Source organism: Novosphingobium indicum (assembly GCF_014645195.1).
In the GTDB taxonomy this organism is placed as follows: domain Bacteria; phylum Pseudomonadota; class Alphaproteobacteria; order Sphingomonadales; family Sphingomonadaceae; genus Novosphingobium; species Novosphingobium indicum.
On record NZ_BMLK01000005.1, the window covers coordinates 191,231 to 206,480 of the forward strand.

16 protein-coding genes are annotated in these 15,250 nt (G+C 62.6%); 11 read left to right on the top strand and 5 right to left on the bottom strand.

The window, feature by feature from the left end:
- Nucleotides 1-60 precede the first annotated feature (60 nt).
- The 6 genes from IEX64_RS06845 to IEX64_RS06870 all read left to right on the top strand — a co-directional run bounded on the left by IEX64_RS06845 (nt 61) and on the right by IEX64_RS06870 (nt 3,048).
- A complete protein-coding gene (locus tag IEX64_RS06845) occupies nt 61-717 on the top strand; it encodes a hypothetical protein (protein ID WP_188818905.1) in 657 nt (218 codons plus the stop codon).
- A gap of 9 nt (nt 718-726) precedes the next feature.
- A complete protein-coding gene (locus tag IEX64_RS24400; protein WP_229710120.1) occupies nt 727-1,332 on the top strand; it encodes a DUF6927 domain-containing protein in 606 nt (201 codons plus the stop codon).
- A complete protein-coding gene (locus IEX64_RS06855) occupies nt 1,329-1,565 on the top strand; it encodes a hypothetical protein (protein ID WP_098105963.1) in 237 nt (78 codons plus the stop codon). The genes IEX64_RS24400 and IEX64_RS06855 overlap by 4 nt, the downstream gene beginning before the upstream one ends.
- A gap of 70 nt (nt 1,566-1,635) precedes the next feature.
- Complete coding sequence (locus tag IEX64_RS06860; protein ID WP_098105964.1) at nt 1,636-2,049, top strand: DUF3768 domain-containing protein; 414 nt, start codon at nt 1,636-1,638, stop codon at nt 2,047-2,049.
- Nucleotides 2,050-2,054: 5 nt separating this feature from the next.
- A complete protein-coding gene (locus tag IEX64_RS06865; RefSeq protein WP_188818906.1) occupies nt 2,055-2,390 on the top strand; it encodes a hypothetical protein in 336 nt (111 codons plus the stop codon).
- Nucleotides 2,391-2,529: 139 nt separating this feature from the next.
- Nucleotides 2,530-3,048: a DUF736 domain-containing protein gene (locus IEX64_RS06870; RefSeq protein WP_188818907.1), complete on the top strand. Its 519-nt coding sequence runs from the start codon at nt 2,530-2,532 to the stop codon at nt 3,046-3,048.
- Between the two features lie 334 nt (nt 3,049-3,382).
- On the opposite strand, the gene IEX64_RS06875 is transcribed toward IEX64_RS06870, so the two are convergent.
- Genes IEX64_RS06875 through IEX64_RS06885 form a run of 3 tightly spaced genes read right to left on the bottom strand, consistent with a single transcriptional unit; the run spans nt 3,383 to nt 7,448 of the window.
- The gene (locus tag IEX64_RS06875) at nt 3,383-4,015 is read right to left on the bottom strand and encodes a hypothetical protein (protein ID WP_188818908.1); all 633 of its coding nucleotides are present in this window, start codon (nt 4,013-4,015) and stop codon (nt 3,383-3,385) included.
- On the bottom strand, nt 4,015-7,113 hold the full coding sequence (locus IEX64_RS06880; RefSeq protein ID WP_188818909.1) for an HsdM family class I SAM-dependent methyltransferase: 3,099 nt from the start codon (nt 7,111-7,113) through the stop codon (nt 4,015-4,017). Before IEX64_RS06880 ends, IEX64_RS06875 begins: the two co-directional genes overlap by 1 nt.
- A complete protein-coding gene (locus IEX64_RS06885; RefSeq protein WP_229710121.1) occupies nt 7,110-7,448 on the bottom strand; it encodes a hypothetical protein in 339 nt (112 codons plus the stop codon). The genes IEX64_RS06880 and IEX64_RS06885 overlap by 4 nt, the downstream gene beginning before the upstream one ends.
- Before the next feature lie 401 nt (nt 7,449-7,849).
- Between IEX64_RS06885 and IEX64_RS06890 the strand changes: the two genes are divergently transcribed.
- From IEX64_RS06890 to IEX64_RS06910, 5 genes are all read left to right on the top strand, one after another.
- Nucleotides 7,850-9,313: an RES family NAD+ phosphorylase gene (locus IEX64_RS06890; RefSeq protein WP_188818911.1), complete on the top strand. Its 1,464-nt coding sequence runs from the start codon at nt 7,850-7,852 to the stop codon at nt 9,311-9,313.
- A gap of 15 nt (nt 9,314-9,328) precedes the next feature.
- Nucleotides 9,329-10,615: a YiiX/YebB-like N1pC/P60 family cysteine hydrolase gene (locus tag IEX64_RS06895; RefSeq protein ID WP_188818912.1), complete on the top strand. Its 1,287-nt coding sequence runs from the start codon at nt 9,329-9,331 to the stop codon at nt 10,613-10,615.
- A 147-nt stretch (nt 10,616-10,762) separates the two neighbouring features.
- A complete protein-coding gene (locus tag IEX64_RS06900; RefSeq protein WP_188818913.1) occupies nt 10,763-11,488 on the top strand; it encodes a hypothetical protein in 726 nt (241 codons plus the stop codon).
- A 138-nt stretch (nt 11,489-11,626) separates the two neighbouring features.
- Complete coding sequence (locus IEX64_RS06905; protein WP_188818914.1) at nt 11,627-12,067, top strand: hypothetical protein; 441 nt, start codon at nt 11,627-11,629, stop codon at nt 12,065-12,067.
- Nucleotides 12,068-12,207: 140 nt separating this feature from the next.
- On the top strand, nt 12,208-12,711 hold the full coding sequence (locus IEX64_RS06910; RefSeq protein WP_188818915.1) for a hypothetical protein: 504 nt from the start codon (nt 12,208-12,210) through the stop codon (nt 12,709-12,711).
- A 7-nt stretch (nt 12,712-12,718) separates the two neighbouring features.
- On the opposite strand, the gene IEX64_RS06915 is transcribed toward IEX64_RS06910, so the two are convergent.
- Entirely contained in the window at nt 12,719-13,957 is a 1,239-nt protein-coding gene (locus IEX64_RS06915) for a DUF1173 domain-containing protein (protein WP_188818916.1), read from the bottom strand.
- Between the two features lie 182 nt (nt 13,958-14,139).
- Nucleotides 14,140-14,334: a hypothetical protein gene (locus tag IEX64_RS06920; RefSeq protein ID WP_188818979.1), complete on the bottom strand. Its 195-nt coding sequence runs from the start codon at nt 14,332-14,334 to the stop codon at nt 14,140-14,142.
- Nucleotides 14,335-15,250 lie beyond the last annotated feature (916 nt).

Below are 15,250 nucleotides of genomic sequence, written 5' to 3' on the forward strand. Positions count from 1 at the left end.
GAGCGGGAAGGAGAGGGGGTGGGCAACCCATGCGCCTTTCCGGCGCAAGGGAGCCATGCGATGAACTACGATCTCGATTTCCGCTACCGCCGGGCGCTCCAGCCCGATGGGCTGGCAACGATACCGACCGCGACCCAGGCAGTGATCGATGCAATGCAGGACGCGCGCAATGCCGGGATTGACCCGGCGCGTGATCCGGCGACCATTCTGCTTGCCCGCCATGTCGGACGCATTGCGCTTGGGCACGCGCCCGATGCGACCTTCGCCGAAGATGCGCCGCTGCGCCGCCAGTGCATCGAGCGGATCGACGAGCTGAAGTCGAAGCCCGCGCTGGTGGCGCTCGCCCGGCGGGGCGTGGGCTACGACCCGGAAGCCAAACGCGTGTTCCAGCGCGAAGCCCGTTCGGCGCTCAGGATTGCCGCACGGCAGCTGGGGCTTGGTCCCGACGATTATGATCTGCGCGCCAATCCGGGCGGCATCGCCGTCTCGGGCGAGATCACGCTTCATGCCGACACAATCTATGTCCAGGTCGCGCTCTACTGCATGGGCGCAGGCCGCGAGGTGATGTTCCGCCGCTGCAAGGGACGGCAGGACTATATCGGCGAGCGCAACCACTACTGTGACATCGCGGTGCTCGCCGATCCGGTCCGCTTCCGCGCGACTGTGGTTCGCGAGACCCGCCTCGAACTCGAACCCCGTCAAACCGAACTCGTATAGGAGGCCCCGATGGGTTGGCTCTCGATGACCGCATCGGGCATGGCGCCCCATGCCACGCCCAAGGCATATCTCGATGCCCAGTTCACATTCCCACCCGACCCGGACAAAGGCCGGACCACGGGTCTGCGGGTGCTCAAGTCCTCGGTCCGTTCGGGCGCATGGTATGCTGCCTGCCAGAGCTATGAGGCCGATGGCACCTCACTCGTCTTCGCGGCGATCTGCCTCATCCGCTGGAACCCGAAGGCGCGTGACGGTTACGTCTTCGCCTACAAGGACATGGAAGAATCCATGGGCCCTTATCGGTACGACTGTCCGGCCTCGATCCTCGATCTGCTCGATCCGCCACGGAACGAACACGCCGCGCAGTGGCGCGAGCATTGCCGCCAGCGTCTGGCGCTGACCTCGCGCCGCAAGCCCCGGCCTGGCGACACGCTGGTACTCGCAGAAGCACTGACGTTCACCGATGGGCACAGCGAACGAACATTCCGCGTGGTTGCTTCAGGCAAGAAGACGCGGCTGTGCCGCATGAGTGATGGCGTGGGCGTGCGGATCACGAACCTGATGAGCCGTGCCTGGACTATCGTCCCGCCTCCAGCAGCTCCGCACGTGTCATGAGCGAACCCGCCGTGACCACCCGCTCGCCCAAGCGCGCGCGGCTGTGCAGTATCGAGAACGCCAACCGTGTCGCGAGCCAGGTCGCCGAACGCATGGCCGCCGATACTGCCGTGGTGAAGACCGGCAATCCCCTGCAGCCGTTCCGCGTCGTCCTGGCGAGCCGCGCTTCGCCCGCGCGTATCGTCACCCGTGTGGTCATCTCAAGCAACGATGACGAGCCCGTTCCCGCCTGACCCGGCAAGCGCCGGCAAGGAGGGGAGGGGGATCGGGCTGTGCGATCAATCGCAAGAGGAGCATTTTTCAATGGCCCAGCCTGCCCAGGCATCCTGCCTTTCCGCCGAACAGTCTCGCGCCGAAGAGATCGCCCGGCTCAACGATGCCGCGCGCGCCGGAACGCTTGCGAACTCCCGCATGGTGTTCACCCGCAATCTCGTCGACCTGCTTGCCGGCGACGCGGACGATCCCGCCGTCGCACAGGTGCGCCAGTTCCAGAACCAGGCCGCCCTGCTTCGCCTCGTTCGTGAAACCCCGATCGACCCTGGCAACGACCCCAACGGCGAGAGGGACTTCGGCGTCGTGACCTTCCTCGATCGCAAGATCTTCTGGAAAGTCGATGTCTATGAGAACGACGGCACGTTCCAGTGGGGTGCCGAAACACCGTGGGATGCGCAGACCAGCTACCGTGTGGTCACCGTGATGCTCGCAACCGATTACTGATCCGGATGTCGCGCTATTCGCTCAAGCCGCTTTCCCACCACGCCGACCTCTTCGAGGTTGCCCTGGGCTGGGACCCCGGGCTCGATACCTTCTTCGTCACCGTGTTCGCCGCAAGTGACGGCGAGCCCGATCCCGACGTGCGCCTGTGGCGCGGCACCACCTTCCGGGAAATCCCGAGCGCTTCCGCGTTGCTGTCGATCGTCCGGGACTATGCCGAGGTGCCCGAGGGGCTTGCTTCGCGCCTCGAGATCGACCGGCTCCGCAACCCTCACGATCAGACCCGGCCAATCAGCACGCTGATTGTCGGATTGCTGGGGGCAGGGCGGGGCGGTTCCCGGTGATCTCTCCGTGCCTCTCCCAGGAAGTGCTGCGGGCAAGGCCCGCAGGTCTCGGCCTGACGGCCGGGAGGGAAGGGGGATGGAAGAAGGGTGATCGGACAAGGGGTCCGGTCGCAATCAATCCTTCAAGGAGAACGTCCCCATGAATATCGGTGAAATCCGCAAAAACGCGAATGGCCAGCTGATCGGCTCCGTCGAAACGCTCACCATCACCCGCACCATCGGCCTCCGGCCGGTGAGTTCCAGCAACCCGCGTGCGCCCAAGTACGAGATCGTCGCGCTCAACGACCAGCGCCGCTGGGTCATCGTTGGCGCACTGTTCGAACTCGCCTCGAACTCGACCGGCGAGATCTTCTACCAGGGCAAGATCGACGACCCTTCGATGACGCAGCCGCTCTACATCGCGGTGTTCCCGCGTGAAGACGGCACCATGGCGGTCGCCTGGCAGCGTCCGCGCCGCCGCAACAGCCAGCTCGGCACCGCCGAATACAGCGAAGGTGACATGTTCGCTGGCGACGATGCCGCTTCCGATACCGACAGCTCCGGCGACGGTCTCGGCGACAGCACCGCAACGCCCCCGGCGAAGCGCGGTCGCGGCAGCGCAAAGGACAGCGGCACCAGCGAAGACGAGGGCGCCCTGCCGCCGATGGTCGACGCCTGAGCCTCAACCGCTCCTCCGAAAGGACGGGGACCCAACCGCGGGTCCCCGTCCTCATGCAAAGGCCGCAACCGCCCCACGCGGCCCGAGGCGGAACGCCGGCACACACCCCGCCCGGCGTTCCGCCTCTTCATTTGCAGGCGAGGCTTTGGAGAATTTCGAGGGGTCGACTGGTTGGGGTGGGGGGCGTCCGGATCAACTCCTCTTAGGAACGAAAATTGGGATAGCGGACGTTGCGAACGGAAGACTGGCCTGACGGCTTTGCGCCTTGATTTCGGACATTGGACATCGTGCGCGGAGCGCCGCAAAGCGGACGTAAGGCAGTTGGCGCGTCTGCTCACGGTTTTGGAAGTAGCGCGTGGCGAAGTTCAATTTGAGATCCGCTTGGGCGGGTGTGTCTTGTGAAAAAGCGCGCGATCGATTCAATCCCGGCAAGCGGTGTAGGTCCCACAGTCAGTGCGAGAGGAATATGGTTGCCAATAGCGTCCGTAATCCGGGATTGCGCAAAGGGCACGTCGCTGTCGAGCACATACCCCAGCATGCACCCAACGGGCAGCTGCTCAGCATACTGCTCGGTGAGAAAACGCATCATGCCCTGAGTGACGTACACAGTAGCTAAGGAACTGCGGCTTCCGCCATTGATCACGTTGAGCCGTTTGCACTCATAGGCCAGGTATTTCTCCCGATCCCAGTCGAAGAGCACGGCGAGGTCGATGATGCCTTTGCTGTATTTCGACCCGTCCGTCGCAAGCCCGAAGGGCTCAAACTGATATTCGACCCAATGGCACAGCCGACGCACCACCGCGTCCTTGGCGAGGTGATCAACGAGGTTGATAGTGATAGCATCCTCGTCTGGCTGTTCTTGCAGAAGCGCCATGCAGACCGGCCACGCCGCCGCGACCCTTTCCAGAAAGCGATCATCGAACGAAACGAAGTTGTCTAGCCACCCCTGCGCATCGCCGATGAGCATCAATCGACGCCTCCCTGTTGCGGCAGGGCCGCTGCTTGCTGGAGGTCGAGCGCTATTCCGTCAGCGTCGGCGAGCGCCGTGGATCGCAGCCAGAAGCGCATTTGCATGGGTTTGATGAGGTGAAGGCAGTCACCGACAAAGACGCGGAGGTCCGGCATGAGCTGGAAATTGCCGTCGAGAGGTCTGTGAATGTGACCTGCAAGTTGCTCAAGCACGTCGCTGAGTTCGCCGGTCACGTCCTCAGCATAGTCTTCGTGGCCGCCCAGACGCAGACGAAGTATCGCCAGGTCAGCGCCACGAGCGACGAGTCGCGCATCGATCCTCTTTCCTTTGAACCAATCTGCGAGGCTGGCTGCCAGTGTGTGAGCGTATTGCGCCCGTTGCTGTTCACCCGGGGCGCCCCACAGTTTTGGATAGTGGCCCTCATGGGGCTGAAGTGCAGGCAGTATCGTCTCAACAGTATCTTCGATCAGAGCGATTTCATCAGCTGATAGGCAAAAATACTTGTATGAGAGCCGATCGATTGTCCGAAGGACCTCGCCATCTTCGACCTGTATCGAGAAGGGTGCTTTGGAGCGTTCGCGTGCTTCGTCGACAATCGCAATCAGCTCACGGGCCGCCTGAGCAGCCGCTGTTCGATCGGGGACATCGTCGGGCGATGGAAAAGGCAATCGCAGGAGGTCGGCCTGTTGGACCTCAGGTCGATCCGAACCGAACGAAGCGGTGCCATGAAAGGCGTACCAGACCGCGATGCGACTATTGAGTATCGCTGTCAGAACCTTCGCACGGTCGCTCTGGCCATTCGGCACAACGATCGCTTGGAAGATATGCTGGAAGGTCAGGGGCTGATCGCAGTAAGCCGCCCGAAGGCGGTTTTGCGACGTCTCGACACCTCTCGGGATAAGGATGCGAGGGCCATCGAATCCGGCTTCGAATCCGCGCCTGCGAACCGTCGATGACCCGGCTGGCTGCAAGCCCTCTGCCGTCTGGGCCAAGCGTGAATAGGCTGAAATTGGCAGGTCGGGCAGTCGGCCAACATACTCGCTGGCGAGCGGCGGGGCGTTGCTTTCGCTGTTCTCATTGAAAGGCTGATACCCTTGCCCGATAACCCAGCGATCGCCCGGCTCTTCGCGGCGACGGCTCAGGCTGCCGTAATCGCTGACGAAAGCTCCCAATTTGGGCAGCCTCGCGAGGTAACCAAAGAGCTTGGCGTCTGGCTCGCGCATCCAAAGGCGCTGCTTGAAGATCAGCGGGTTGTCCAGAACTGCACCCACACCCAGCGCGGCCTTGTCGGCGTTGCTCAGCGTAATGACGCGCTTGATACGGAGATTGAGGTCGGCCTTTGGCGCCCAGTAATCGAAACGATACGGGAAACAATCTGGGTTCGGGCTGCCGTAAATGATCAGAGCAGCAGGGCGATGGGCCTTCTCGAAAAGCTGAAAACGGAGATCCGCGAAGTTAATGATGCGGCGGACCTGAGATTTTTGGAAAAACGCGTCGCGGGCTTCAATCGTGTTTTGGGCGTGGTTGTGCAAAAATCCCATAGCGGGCAACAGGAACGCGACTAGCCCGCCTTCGGCGAGGTGCGATAGTGCTTTCCAGCTGAATGCCCAAGCGTCCTCGCCGCCGGGCATCGGATGCCCCGCCTTCTTGCTCCACTGCACGGACGATCGTGCCGCGCCGCGCCGACTGGTCCATGGCGGATTGCCGATGATGACTTCGTACTGGGCGTTGTCCGGTGACACTTCGAAAAAGTCGCGGCAGACAAGGGTCTTGCCCCAGAGTTCCGGGAGAAGTTTTCCCCTAGTGATGAGTTTACGGATGTCTCGGGGCGACACCTCCTCAAGAAGGGCGACGTAGAGTGAGAATACCGCGACCCGAACGGCCCCACTGTTCAAATCCCAGCCATGGATTTGGCTCAATAAGGATAACAGCGTCTTCCAGGAAATCGTTTGCGTCTTGTGCTTGGCGCGCCAGTGCTCACACAGCCGCTGGAACGAGCGGACAAGGAAAACGCCCGAACCGCAAGCGGGGTCCAGGAAGCTTCCGGTCGTCCGTGTCGTATCCGGCAACATCTCCCAGGCTTGTGAAACGATGGTGTCCGCGAGGAACATGGGCGTGTAGTAGGCGCCGTTGGCGCGGCGTTCAGCCTCGCGCTCACCCAGGAAGCGATCGTAAACGGCGCTGACCAATTCAATCGGGATATAGCGGAAGTCATAGCCCCAAAACCGCTGCTGGCCTGAATGCGCCATTTCTTCGCGGCCTGACCGGAACCGCGCCAGGATCGTCAGATGGGCGGGAGCAACTTCGGGTGTATCGCCCAGGGGCTCGAATGAGCAAGGTGCCACGAACAGATCGCCATTGAAATCCGCATGGAGCGTTGTGAAGAAGGATCGGAAGAGATCGATGTCGCCCGTTTCAAGCAACGCCGAGAAACTCTCGACTCTTTTGCCGGAGACAGCAGCGAAATAGGCTGGCGTTACGATCTCCCGGTCTTCAAGATAGGCGATAAACATCGTCTGTATGAGTAAGGCTTGCGCCGCATCGGGGGCGAGCGTGGCCTTCTGCAGAAGGTCGTGGCACGCATTCAGATTATCGAGGAGAACCTGGTCGATGCGTTCTTTTGGGGGGAAATACTCGCCGTAGTCCTTCCAGAGACGTCCGGATTCCACACCGTAGATGAGATTCTGAAATCTCAAGGCTTCGGCTGTCAGGCTAAGGCTATCGATCAGGCAACGGGCCTCAAAAGCTTCACCCGGATCATTGAGCGGTGTGCGAGCAAGCGAAAACGCTCTGAGTGTACCTTCTGCGATGACCAGCAACAGGCTTGCCAGGCCTTGGTTCCAAAGCGACCCGTGCAGGTCGATTATTGCACCACGATCATAATGATCGGCTTCCAGGATCGCGACCGTGGGGACGCCTTGGACGCAGAAGATGGCTGAAACGCCCATGTCATTGAGCGCTGCTCGGATGGCCGGCGCATGCGGGACGTCATTGACTGCATCCGCCGACTCGTAGAGTTCAGGGGAGCGCCGATGCGTAAGCCCCAAGCGGTCTTTCCACTCCGGCGTTAACGTGGATGCCAAAGTGTCGGTCATGCTCGTCTTCCACGTCGTTCGGTTTGCGAACCGATGGCAGTGGGGGGGAACTGCAGATAGCCTTGAGCAAGTTCAGCTTCGTTAGCAGTCAGTGCCGACCGCAAGCGCGACACGATCTGTCTACATGGAACGTACAAGGTCGAAGAGTCAGGTGACGGACGCGAGGGCGCACCGGCGTCAACAAGACTGATGCTCTCAGCTCCGATCAGAACAGCGCAAGCTTCCAGTGAGAGCCATGACCTACCGTGACACTCGTTGAGCAATTGATCGAAGCGGTCGCCAACCGTGCCGACGCGCATGCCAAAATCTTTAATCAATTCAGCGATGATCGCCATTGCGACGACGTCCCCAGGTGTGAAGCTTGGCGCGTGTCCCTTATGCGCAGTCAATGCCGGGATGGCGTCCCGCCAAGTTCGCAGGGCGTCGACTGAGATGGAGAGCAGCTCCCGAATTTGGCTTTGCGTGTAAAGCATTTTTCCACATTAGATGGGAATGCCCCCCAGATCAATGCGGGGTTAACCCCGTGATCGTATCTGGTTTGTTCTAAAATGGTCGCCAGCGACTTCATAGCATCTACGTTACAATCGAGCGCTGTATCTTTTGCTAGACCGGCCCATATCAGTCATTGGCAAGCAGATGCGAAACTGATCGCGCCTATCCACATTGAAATTCTGGCCCGTCTCAGCAATCTAACTAAATGAGGGTGCTATGTTGAGGCTGGACAGGACGGAGAGATGTGCCTGAAAACGATGACCGGAATATCTGCCATCATTGCGTGGGCGATGCCTATCTCAGCGAGCTGATCGAACGCGACGGCGAAGTCGCGGCCTGCAGCTATTGCAAGGACGACGAGGAGCCGTGCATCCCGATCGAGGACTTGGCCGCTCATATCGATGGCGCCTTCGAGCGGCATTACTACCGAACTTCTCCCGACCCGGACATGTACGAATCCATGCTCCTGCGCGACAAAGAGCTGGCTTACGATTTCGAACGGCATGGCGAGCCGGTTCTTTACGCAATCGAGGAAGCAGCCTCGATCGACGAAGAGCCGGCGCAGGACGTGCTCGACATTCTCGAGGAACAATATTCGGATTTCGAGTCCGCGCAGATGGGCGAGGAATGCGAGTTCGACGCCGACAGCCACTACGAAGAGAAGGCAATTGCGGACCACGAATTCGCGTTCGAATTCCGGGCCATCGAGCGCTCACTGAAGTCACAAGCCCGTTTCTTCAATCACGGAGCCGAGGAATTCCTGAGCCGAATTTTCGCCGATCTCGACGGGCGCACCACGCGCGATGGCCGGCCGGTGATCGTTACCGCGGGACCGGAAGCCGAGACCCGAGGCTTCTTCCGAGCGCGCGTATTCCATGACAGTGAGGGGCTGGACCAAGCCCTCGTCCGGCCCGACCTCCATCTGGGACCGCCTCCGAGCCGGATTGCCCGCGCCGGGCGAATGAACGCGTATGGTATTTCGGTGTTCTACGGCGCGTCCGATCCGGGGGTCGCGCTGGCCGAGGTGCGTCCGCCGGTGGGCAGCCGCGCACTGGTCGGCCGGTTCGAGCTTGTTTGCCCGGCGCGCCTGCTCGATGTGGAGGCCCTTCGTTCGGTCTATGCCGAAGGCAGCATTTTCGACCCCGCCTATGTCCAACAGCTTGCGCTCGCCAAGTTCCTCGGACGGTTGAGCGATCGCATAACCATGCCGGTCATGCCCGATGACGAGCCGACCGAATATCTGATCACCCAGATGATCGCAGACTATCTTGCGAGGCGCCCAGCGCCGGGGCTCGACGGCATTCTTTTCCGCTCGGTGCAGCGCCCCGGCGAGCATCAAAATGTCGTGCTTTTCAACCATGCGTCCAAAGTCACGGAACTGGAATTTCCAGAGGGGACGGAGCTGAGTGCACGCCAGTATGACGAGACCGAGGACGGACCCGAGCCCGATTACTGGGTTTGGGAAGAAACGCCTCCCGAGCCGGAAGAAGCGGCCGACGCAGAGGAGGAAGATCACGGCTTTTTTGGAACTTCCTCGAGGACGGATCCGCATAGTCACTTTTTCGACGAGGACGCGGACTTTCGAGAAGATTTCCTGCGGATCGATACCGCGCAAGTGAGCGTGCATCACGTCAAGGGCGTCACGTTCGATGTCGACGAGTTCGAGGTTTCCCGGCACCGTATCGAAAAGCGCGAACTTCCGTTTTGAGGCGAGGTCGCCAAGATGAGTGAGCCCGCCCCACACATGAAGCGCATCAAGGTCGAGCTGCTCGAACCCGGAGACATCGTGCTGACAGCCGATGCGGGCAAGACCAGCAGGCTGGTGCGGCTGGCGAGCAAAGGCGCGGTGTCGCATGCGATGATCTGCGTGCAGAGTGGCTCGATCATCGATTCGTCCGATTTCGGCGTCCAGGCTCACAATATCCAGCGTGAGCTCTACGCAGCGGATGACCGGGTGCAGGTCTTTCGATTGCGTGAACCGCTGAGGGCGGCCCGGCTTGACGCCGTCCTCGACTTCGCGCGCTCCGAGATCGGCACGCGCTATTCGAAGATCGAGGCCGCGAGATCGGTCCTCACCGACCGAGGGCCGCGCAATCGCCAGCTATTTTGTTCGCGCCTTGTCGCGCGGGCTTATGCCCATGCCGGCATTCGGCTCGTCGCGGATGCGGATTATTGCACGCCGGATGAACTGCGCCGGAGCACCTTACTTATCGAGCTCGAAGACGTGACCGAGCCGGTTTCGGCAGATGAAATCGCCGCTTGGGCCGCGCGGCCCAATCCGATCGCGGAAATGCAGGAGAGCCAGAACGCGATTTTGGAGGCGGCACGGCGGCTCGATTCCACTATCGAGAACTTCAACGATCTCGACCAATTGGTGCAAACTCGCCCGGAATGGGATGACGAAATCGCAAGGGCCTATCGGGACTCCGGATATCTCGAGCTTTGGAAGACTGACTTCCGAGTTAACCCTTGGCATTACGATCAGGACGAAATGGAAGCGCTGACAACGGTCTCCACGATCGACGATCTGCGCGACTATTGCATCGGCACGATCCGGGAATTCCACACAGGCGGCCTGCGCTATGCCGTCAATTTCGTTCACTACAGAGGGGCGCTGCGCGCCATCAGTCGGCAGACGACCGCGGAGCTCGTGGCGCTATATGAGCGGCTCGTGCACAATGACCAGCGGCGAGACACAGCGCTGGCTTGGCTCCGGCACCACTTCCCCGACGATGCCAAGAACAATCTCGAACGGATAGTGCCGCACTCGGACCAATGGTTCTCTATCGTCGACCGCGTCGAGCCCGCGCTCGGCCAGATCGCCCGGCTATCGATCGACCACATGAAGTCGCTTGAGGTCTGTTCCGCCTGCGGCGATCCGGCGGAGGATTATTTGCTGGTCAATGCCGCAGAAATGATGCCCGGCGTTCCCTCGCTGCGGCTATGCTTGGATTGTGTGGGACTTCGGCGAGCGGGTGGTGAAATCCTGAAGCCGCTCTGGGACCAATGAAGCTCGCGCAATTCGAGGTGGGTAGTGAACTGACCCATCGTGATGCGAACGGCAGGTTTCAGTGGACTGGCTTCTTACCGGGAACGGCTGCTCCGTCGGCGTAGCCATCCATTCCCAATTCCTCCGAATTCCCTGATAACTCCCCGCATGATTCCACTCCACCAGCCCACCGATCCTTCGGCACTGTGGCGCCTGTCACCGATGCTTCGGGCGGTCTGCCTGACCCTCGACTACATCGATGCAAACGGCCCGATCGGCTTGACTCCATCGCGCGCCTTCAAGCGCTATTTCGTCGAATGGGCGGCCGAAGCGTTCGCATGGCCGTTGTACACGGCCGAAGACCTCTACGCCGTCAACAAAGTGCTCAACGAAGATGACTTCCCGCCGCTGGCCATCATGCACGAGCTGCTGCTGAGCACCCGACTCGCCCGGCACAGGCAGGGCGCATTGCATATGACCCGGCCCGCTCGGCAATTGCGCGCTGACCCTGCCGTCTTGTGGACACTGCTTGCCCGGCAGTTCCTGTTTGCGACTGACCACACCGGTTACACCCGCTTCGGCGACCGACCCTTCGGCAACTGGGACATCTTCCTCAATGTCATAAACGTCGAAGCCCAGCGCGGATTGAGCAAGGATCGCTTGTGCGAGGTGCTTTATGGTCACAACAAGTCGGATGGCCTGCTTGACGCGATCCGCACCAGGGCGGCCTTGTCCATCCATGTGCTGCGCCCTCTATGCTGGATGGGCCTGCTTGAAGAGGTGCGCACAGGCGAGGGACTTGAGCGCGAGGAGCACTTCTTCAAGACCGCGATCTGGCATCAGGCCTTGAAGCTCGACACCGATGCGCATCTGGCTCCTGTCACGCAGCACTGAGCTCTCGGGGTGCCGTTTCCTGCGGCTGGCGCCGCATGCCGGACAGGCTGGCCATCGGCCATCCCCTCCCTGAACCGGTCAAGGGAGGGGGAGGGGGGTCTTCACGGTCGGATCAACCGAACGTGAAAGGACCTGGCCATGGGCGACAGAGCCCCAGTTCACATCACCATCGGCGGCACAATGCCGCGCGAGGCCCTTGCCGATTTCGCGGTCATTGCCGACAGCTACGACCTGCGCGTCGAATGGGACGGCGAGCCGTTCGACCCGGCGGCCATCGTCGAGGGCGAACCGCTCGAGCTTTACGGCACCGAGCTTAACGGCGGACAGATTCCCGACATCGACGAATTCTGCGCCCAACACGGCCTCGTGTTCCGCCGCTGGTCGGGAGGATGTCTCGGGGCCTTTCTGCCCGAGATCGTCGTCTTCGACGGCTCGGGGCCCATGCGCGATTACACGGCGAGCGAGGATGAATACCTCCTCTTCCCGCCGTCCTGGATCAACAGATTCACGCGGCTGCGCGAGCTGAAGCGCGCGATGGCGCAAGCCGAGATCACGGTCCCGCCGCTGGTCATCGCCTGACCGGCAAGCACCACTGACCGCTTGTGGCGGGCACGACCACGCCGCCGCATTTACGTCCCATTCTGACCGCCGGCTCCGTTCGCTCCCGCGCCTCCGGCTGCGGGGCAGGGGCCCGTGCGGCCAATCCCGAGGACATTGCCATGCCTCCTGTCCGGCTCACGCTCGAGCTTGCCTGCACGCGCGAGGAAGCCGCACGCTTCGTCGCCGTGCTCGTCTTCCTTCACGATCTCGCCAGCGACCCCGCCGCTGAGCCGGGTCCCGAGCTCGACGGCCTGTTCGGCCCGCAGGCGCGCGACACGATCCTCGGGATCGTCGGCCACCCGATGCCGCTCGGCCTCAATGCCCGCTTCGATCACGTCGCGGGCCAGCTTGCCATCGCCGACGAGGAGGGTGTGCCCAATCTGGCGGCGCTACCGTTGCTGCTGCTCTGGCTCTATCCCGACAAGCTGCCGCTGGCCTGGTCGGTGCATATGGAAGGACATCCCGATGAGGCGGTCTGGACCATCGTCAGCCTCGACCGAATCGAGGTTCTCGTCGATCCCGCCCGGGTCGAAGCGCGGCTTGCCGCCCTGCGGGCCGCGCCGCGCGGTGGTCGCCGGTTCGACCTCCATCCTCGCCGCGGACCTGGCGACAAGCTCGACTGATCGTACCTCAGGCGAGCACTTGCTCCTGCTTCGGCGCTGGACCCCGGCGTGGCCGGGCGACGCGTTGGGGCAGGGCTTCGCCTTCCTTCCAGAACACATGGGCCACACCCTCACTCGCGAGCAGCGCCTCGAGCGGTTCGCCGGCCTCGGTGTCGCGGTCATGGATATGGATCGCGGTGGCCTGCTCGCCGGTGTCCTTGAGCACCAGGCTCGCGATTGGCGCCTCGGCATCGAGATTGACGCGCAGGCCCTTCACGAACCGGCGCTTGTCGGCGACCGCGCGGGCAATGAGGTAGCGCTCGTCGCTGGTCTCGTAGGGCATCCATTCGCCGGTCACCGGCATCAGTGCGACCTCGACCAGATCGAAAGTGCCCTGTCGGCGGCGCGCGAACGAACCGGCGATGACCAGATGGCCATCGTTGCCTCTGACGCTGTCCTGCGCCTGCCACAGCGCCAGTTCGCCAGCGAACCGCTTGTGGAACCGCCGGGCCATGTCCGGGTTCATGACGAAGGGCATGTCGCCGACATGGCGCAGGACGATGCGCTCGGCGCCATGGCCGGGCACGATCTCCTTGATCTCGCCGATCACCACCATCATTTCGTCGGGTGAGCGGTAGACCCGCTCGAGCGCCGCGCGGCGGCGGGCGCGGATGTCCTCCTTGTCCTCGAGCCGGAAGGTCTCAGGGACGAACAGCATATGGGGCAGCGCCTCCTGCTTCGCCTTGCAGCCGGTGGCGGCTTCGACAAGCGCGCGGCGCACGATGAACCAGCTACGCTTGCCCGCCATCTTCGGATGCCAGTGGGTGAGCTCAGCGCGGTCCCACAGCACATGCAGCAGCCCGCGCATGGTGAGCTTCTGCCCGGTCGATTTGACCGTCGGCTTGTCGTTGGTGAGCGCGGCGGGCGCAAGCCGTGCTGCACCGCGCGAGAGCGGGAACCCAAGCTTGAGGCTGGTCTCGCCGCTCTTCTCGTCGTCGATCACGGCGCTTCCGCGCACCTGGCCCATGCCGGTGAGGTGATCGGGGGCTTCGTAATGGTCGCAGGCGGTGGCGTGGCGCGCGCCCGAGCCGGGCCAGCGCGCGAGTACGTAGCGCTCATTGCGGTGGGCTATGTAGAGCGGAAGCTCGGTTCCGGGCCGGCATTCGCACAGCACCGGCAGCTTGCGCGCATAGGCTTCGGCCAGAAGGGGCTGCAGGCGTTCTTCCTCGGGAACGACTTGCCCGAGCACACGGTATCGCTGGATCATGGGTGAGTTCTCCAATTCCTCGCGATCGACGCTGCCCGTTCGACCTCTCGCGCATCTCCTTTGTTGGTTATGCGGATCCCGCATGGACCCGCCGGGTTCAGTTTATGCCCACGCTTGCTCGGCGGCAAGCCTTGGGAGGCCTGCCTCCGGCAGTGCCCATAAAGGGCTGGGCGATTGCCGGTTCACGCAGTTTCCGCGTCGTCGGCTTCGGCCTTGAGACTGTCAATCACGCCTTCGGCGAGCCCCAGACACAGCGCGGCTTCCTCGCGGTCGAGGTCGATCCGCTCCGCCGAGAGGTCAGCGAGCTTTGCGCCGAGCACCCTGGCGACGGCCTCGGCGACCTGCAGCGCAGTGGGCATGGGAGGATCGTTTGCCATCTGTCTCGTTCCTGTCGGGGTTCACTGCCCGGAATCGGCCCCGAGGGGTCCTTTCCGCTCCGCGGCAATCTACCCTGTGCCCGCCAGGGCGTCGAGCCTGACGCTCCGGACGATTCTCTGGTGTCCTGCGGTGCAGCGGTTCCGCTAGCGCGGAATGCGAAGGGGAAGATCTTGTGCTCTGGCCGCTGATGTCAGGAATGCGGATCGAGACAGGGCAGGGGGAGGGGCACCCCGGCGCCCGCGCCCCGCGCGGGCTGGGGGCGACCCACTCTACTCGCTAGGGCGCGCGTCGACGCTGGGCGCGCCGCCGCCCGCCCAAGCTCGCCGGCATGGATGCCGGCCCTTCGGGTGACGATCGGGGCCAGGGAGCGTGGGGCAGACGTGGCATGCTGTCTGTACGGTTGGACGCAGGGTAGGGGGCTTGCTTGCAGGAGCAGCGCTACCCGTGGGCAATGCCGCCGTCGCCGCCATCATGGAGCTGACTCCTGCGACTTCCATCACGGCCTTGCGTTCCCTCGAACGGTTCTCTGTCGATGTGTCGGCAGGCTGGACCTCTAACCAGACCGCCATCGGGCCCTGGAAGCGACATCCCCCGGCTGGCCGCGCCAGCGCGGTGGGAAGCGGTGGGGGTTGGGCCCGCACCGATCTTTTCTCCCGCGCGCCTCGCCAACTCAAAATGCGCGACCACGCAGCCGTGACCGGCCCTGTCCCCTTGGGGGCAGGGGTAGGCAAGAACGTGCCCGATCAGAAACGAAGCTGCATGTCCGTCCTCCAACCTGCCTGAACTGGCGCAAACCGCCCTTCCTTGCCGATGAACCCTGCGGCGCCCGTCCCGGCCGGCAACCGGAAAGGCAGCGGACCGTGAAGCCCTTGCGGGCTTGCCGCACCACTCCTCGCTTTTGCCGGTTTCCCTCAC

Excerpts from the sequence above, each read along its gene's own strand:
- IEX64_RS06915 (WP_188818916.1), bottom strand. The coding sequence starts at position 13,957 with ATGATCCAGCGATACCGTGTGCTCGGGCAAGTCGTTCCCGAGGAAGAA.
- IEX64_RS06910 (WP_188818915.1), top strand. The coding sequence starts at position 12,208 with ATGCCTCCTGTCCGGCTCACGCTCGAGCTTGCCTGCACGCGCGAGGAA.
- IEX64_RS24400 (WP_229710120.1), top strand. The coding sequence starts at position 727 with ATGGGTTGGCTCTCGATGACCGCATCGGGCATGGCGCCCCATGCCACG.
- IEX64_RS06875 (WP_188818908.1), bottom strand. The coding sequence starts at position 4,015 with ATGCTCATCGGCGATGCGCAGGGGTGGCTAGACAACTTCGTTTCGTTC.
- IEX64_RS06920 (WP_188818979.1), bottom strand. The coding sequence starts at position 14,334 with ATGGCAAACGATCCTCCCATGCCCACTGCGCTGCAGGTCGCCGAGGCC.
- IEX64_RS06860 (WP_098105964.1), top strand. The coding sequence starts at position 1,636 with ATGGCCCAGCCTGCCCAGGCATCCTGCCTTTCCGCCGAACAGTCTCGC.
- IEX64_RS06900 (WP_188818913.1), top strand. The coding sequence starts at position 10,763 with ATGATTCCACTCCACCAGCCCACCGATCCTTCGGCACTGTGGCGCCTG.
- IEX64_RS06905 (WP_188818914.1), top strand. The coding sequence starts at position 11,627 with ATGGGCGACAGAGCCCCAGTTCACATCACCATCGGCGGCACAATGCCG.
- IEX64_RS06855 (WP_098105963.1), top strand. The coding sequence starts at position 1,329 with ATGAGCGAACCCGCCGTGACCACCCGCTCGCCCAAGCGCGCGCGGCTG.
- IEX64_RS06870 (WP_188818907.1), top strand. The coding sequence starts at position 2,530 with ATGAATATCGGTGAAATCCGCAAAAACGCGAATGGCCAGCTGATCGGC.
- IEX64_RS06880 (WP_188818909.1), bottom strand. The coding sequence starts at position 7,113 with ATGACCGACACTTTGGCATCCACGTTAACGCCGGAGTGGAAAGACCGC.
- IEX64_RS06895 (WP_188818912.1), top strand. The coding sequence starts at position 9,329 with ATGAGTGAGCCCGCCCCACACATGAAGCGCATCAAGGTCGAGCTGCTC.
- IEX64_RS06865 (WP_188818906.1), top strand. The coding sequence starts at position 2,055 with ATGTCGCGCTATTCGCTCAAGCCGCTTTCCCACCACGCCGACCTCTTC.
- IEX64_RS06845 (WP_188818905.1), top strand. The coding sequence starts at position 61 with ATGAACTACGATCTCGATTTCCGCTACCGCCGGGCGCTCCAGCCCGAT.
- IEX64_RS06885 (WP_229710121.1), bottom strand. The coding sequence starts at position 7,448 with ATGGCGATCATCGCTGAATTGATTAAAGATTTTGGCATGCGCGTCGGC.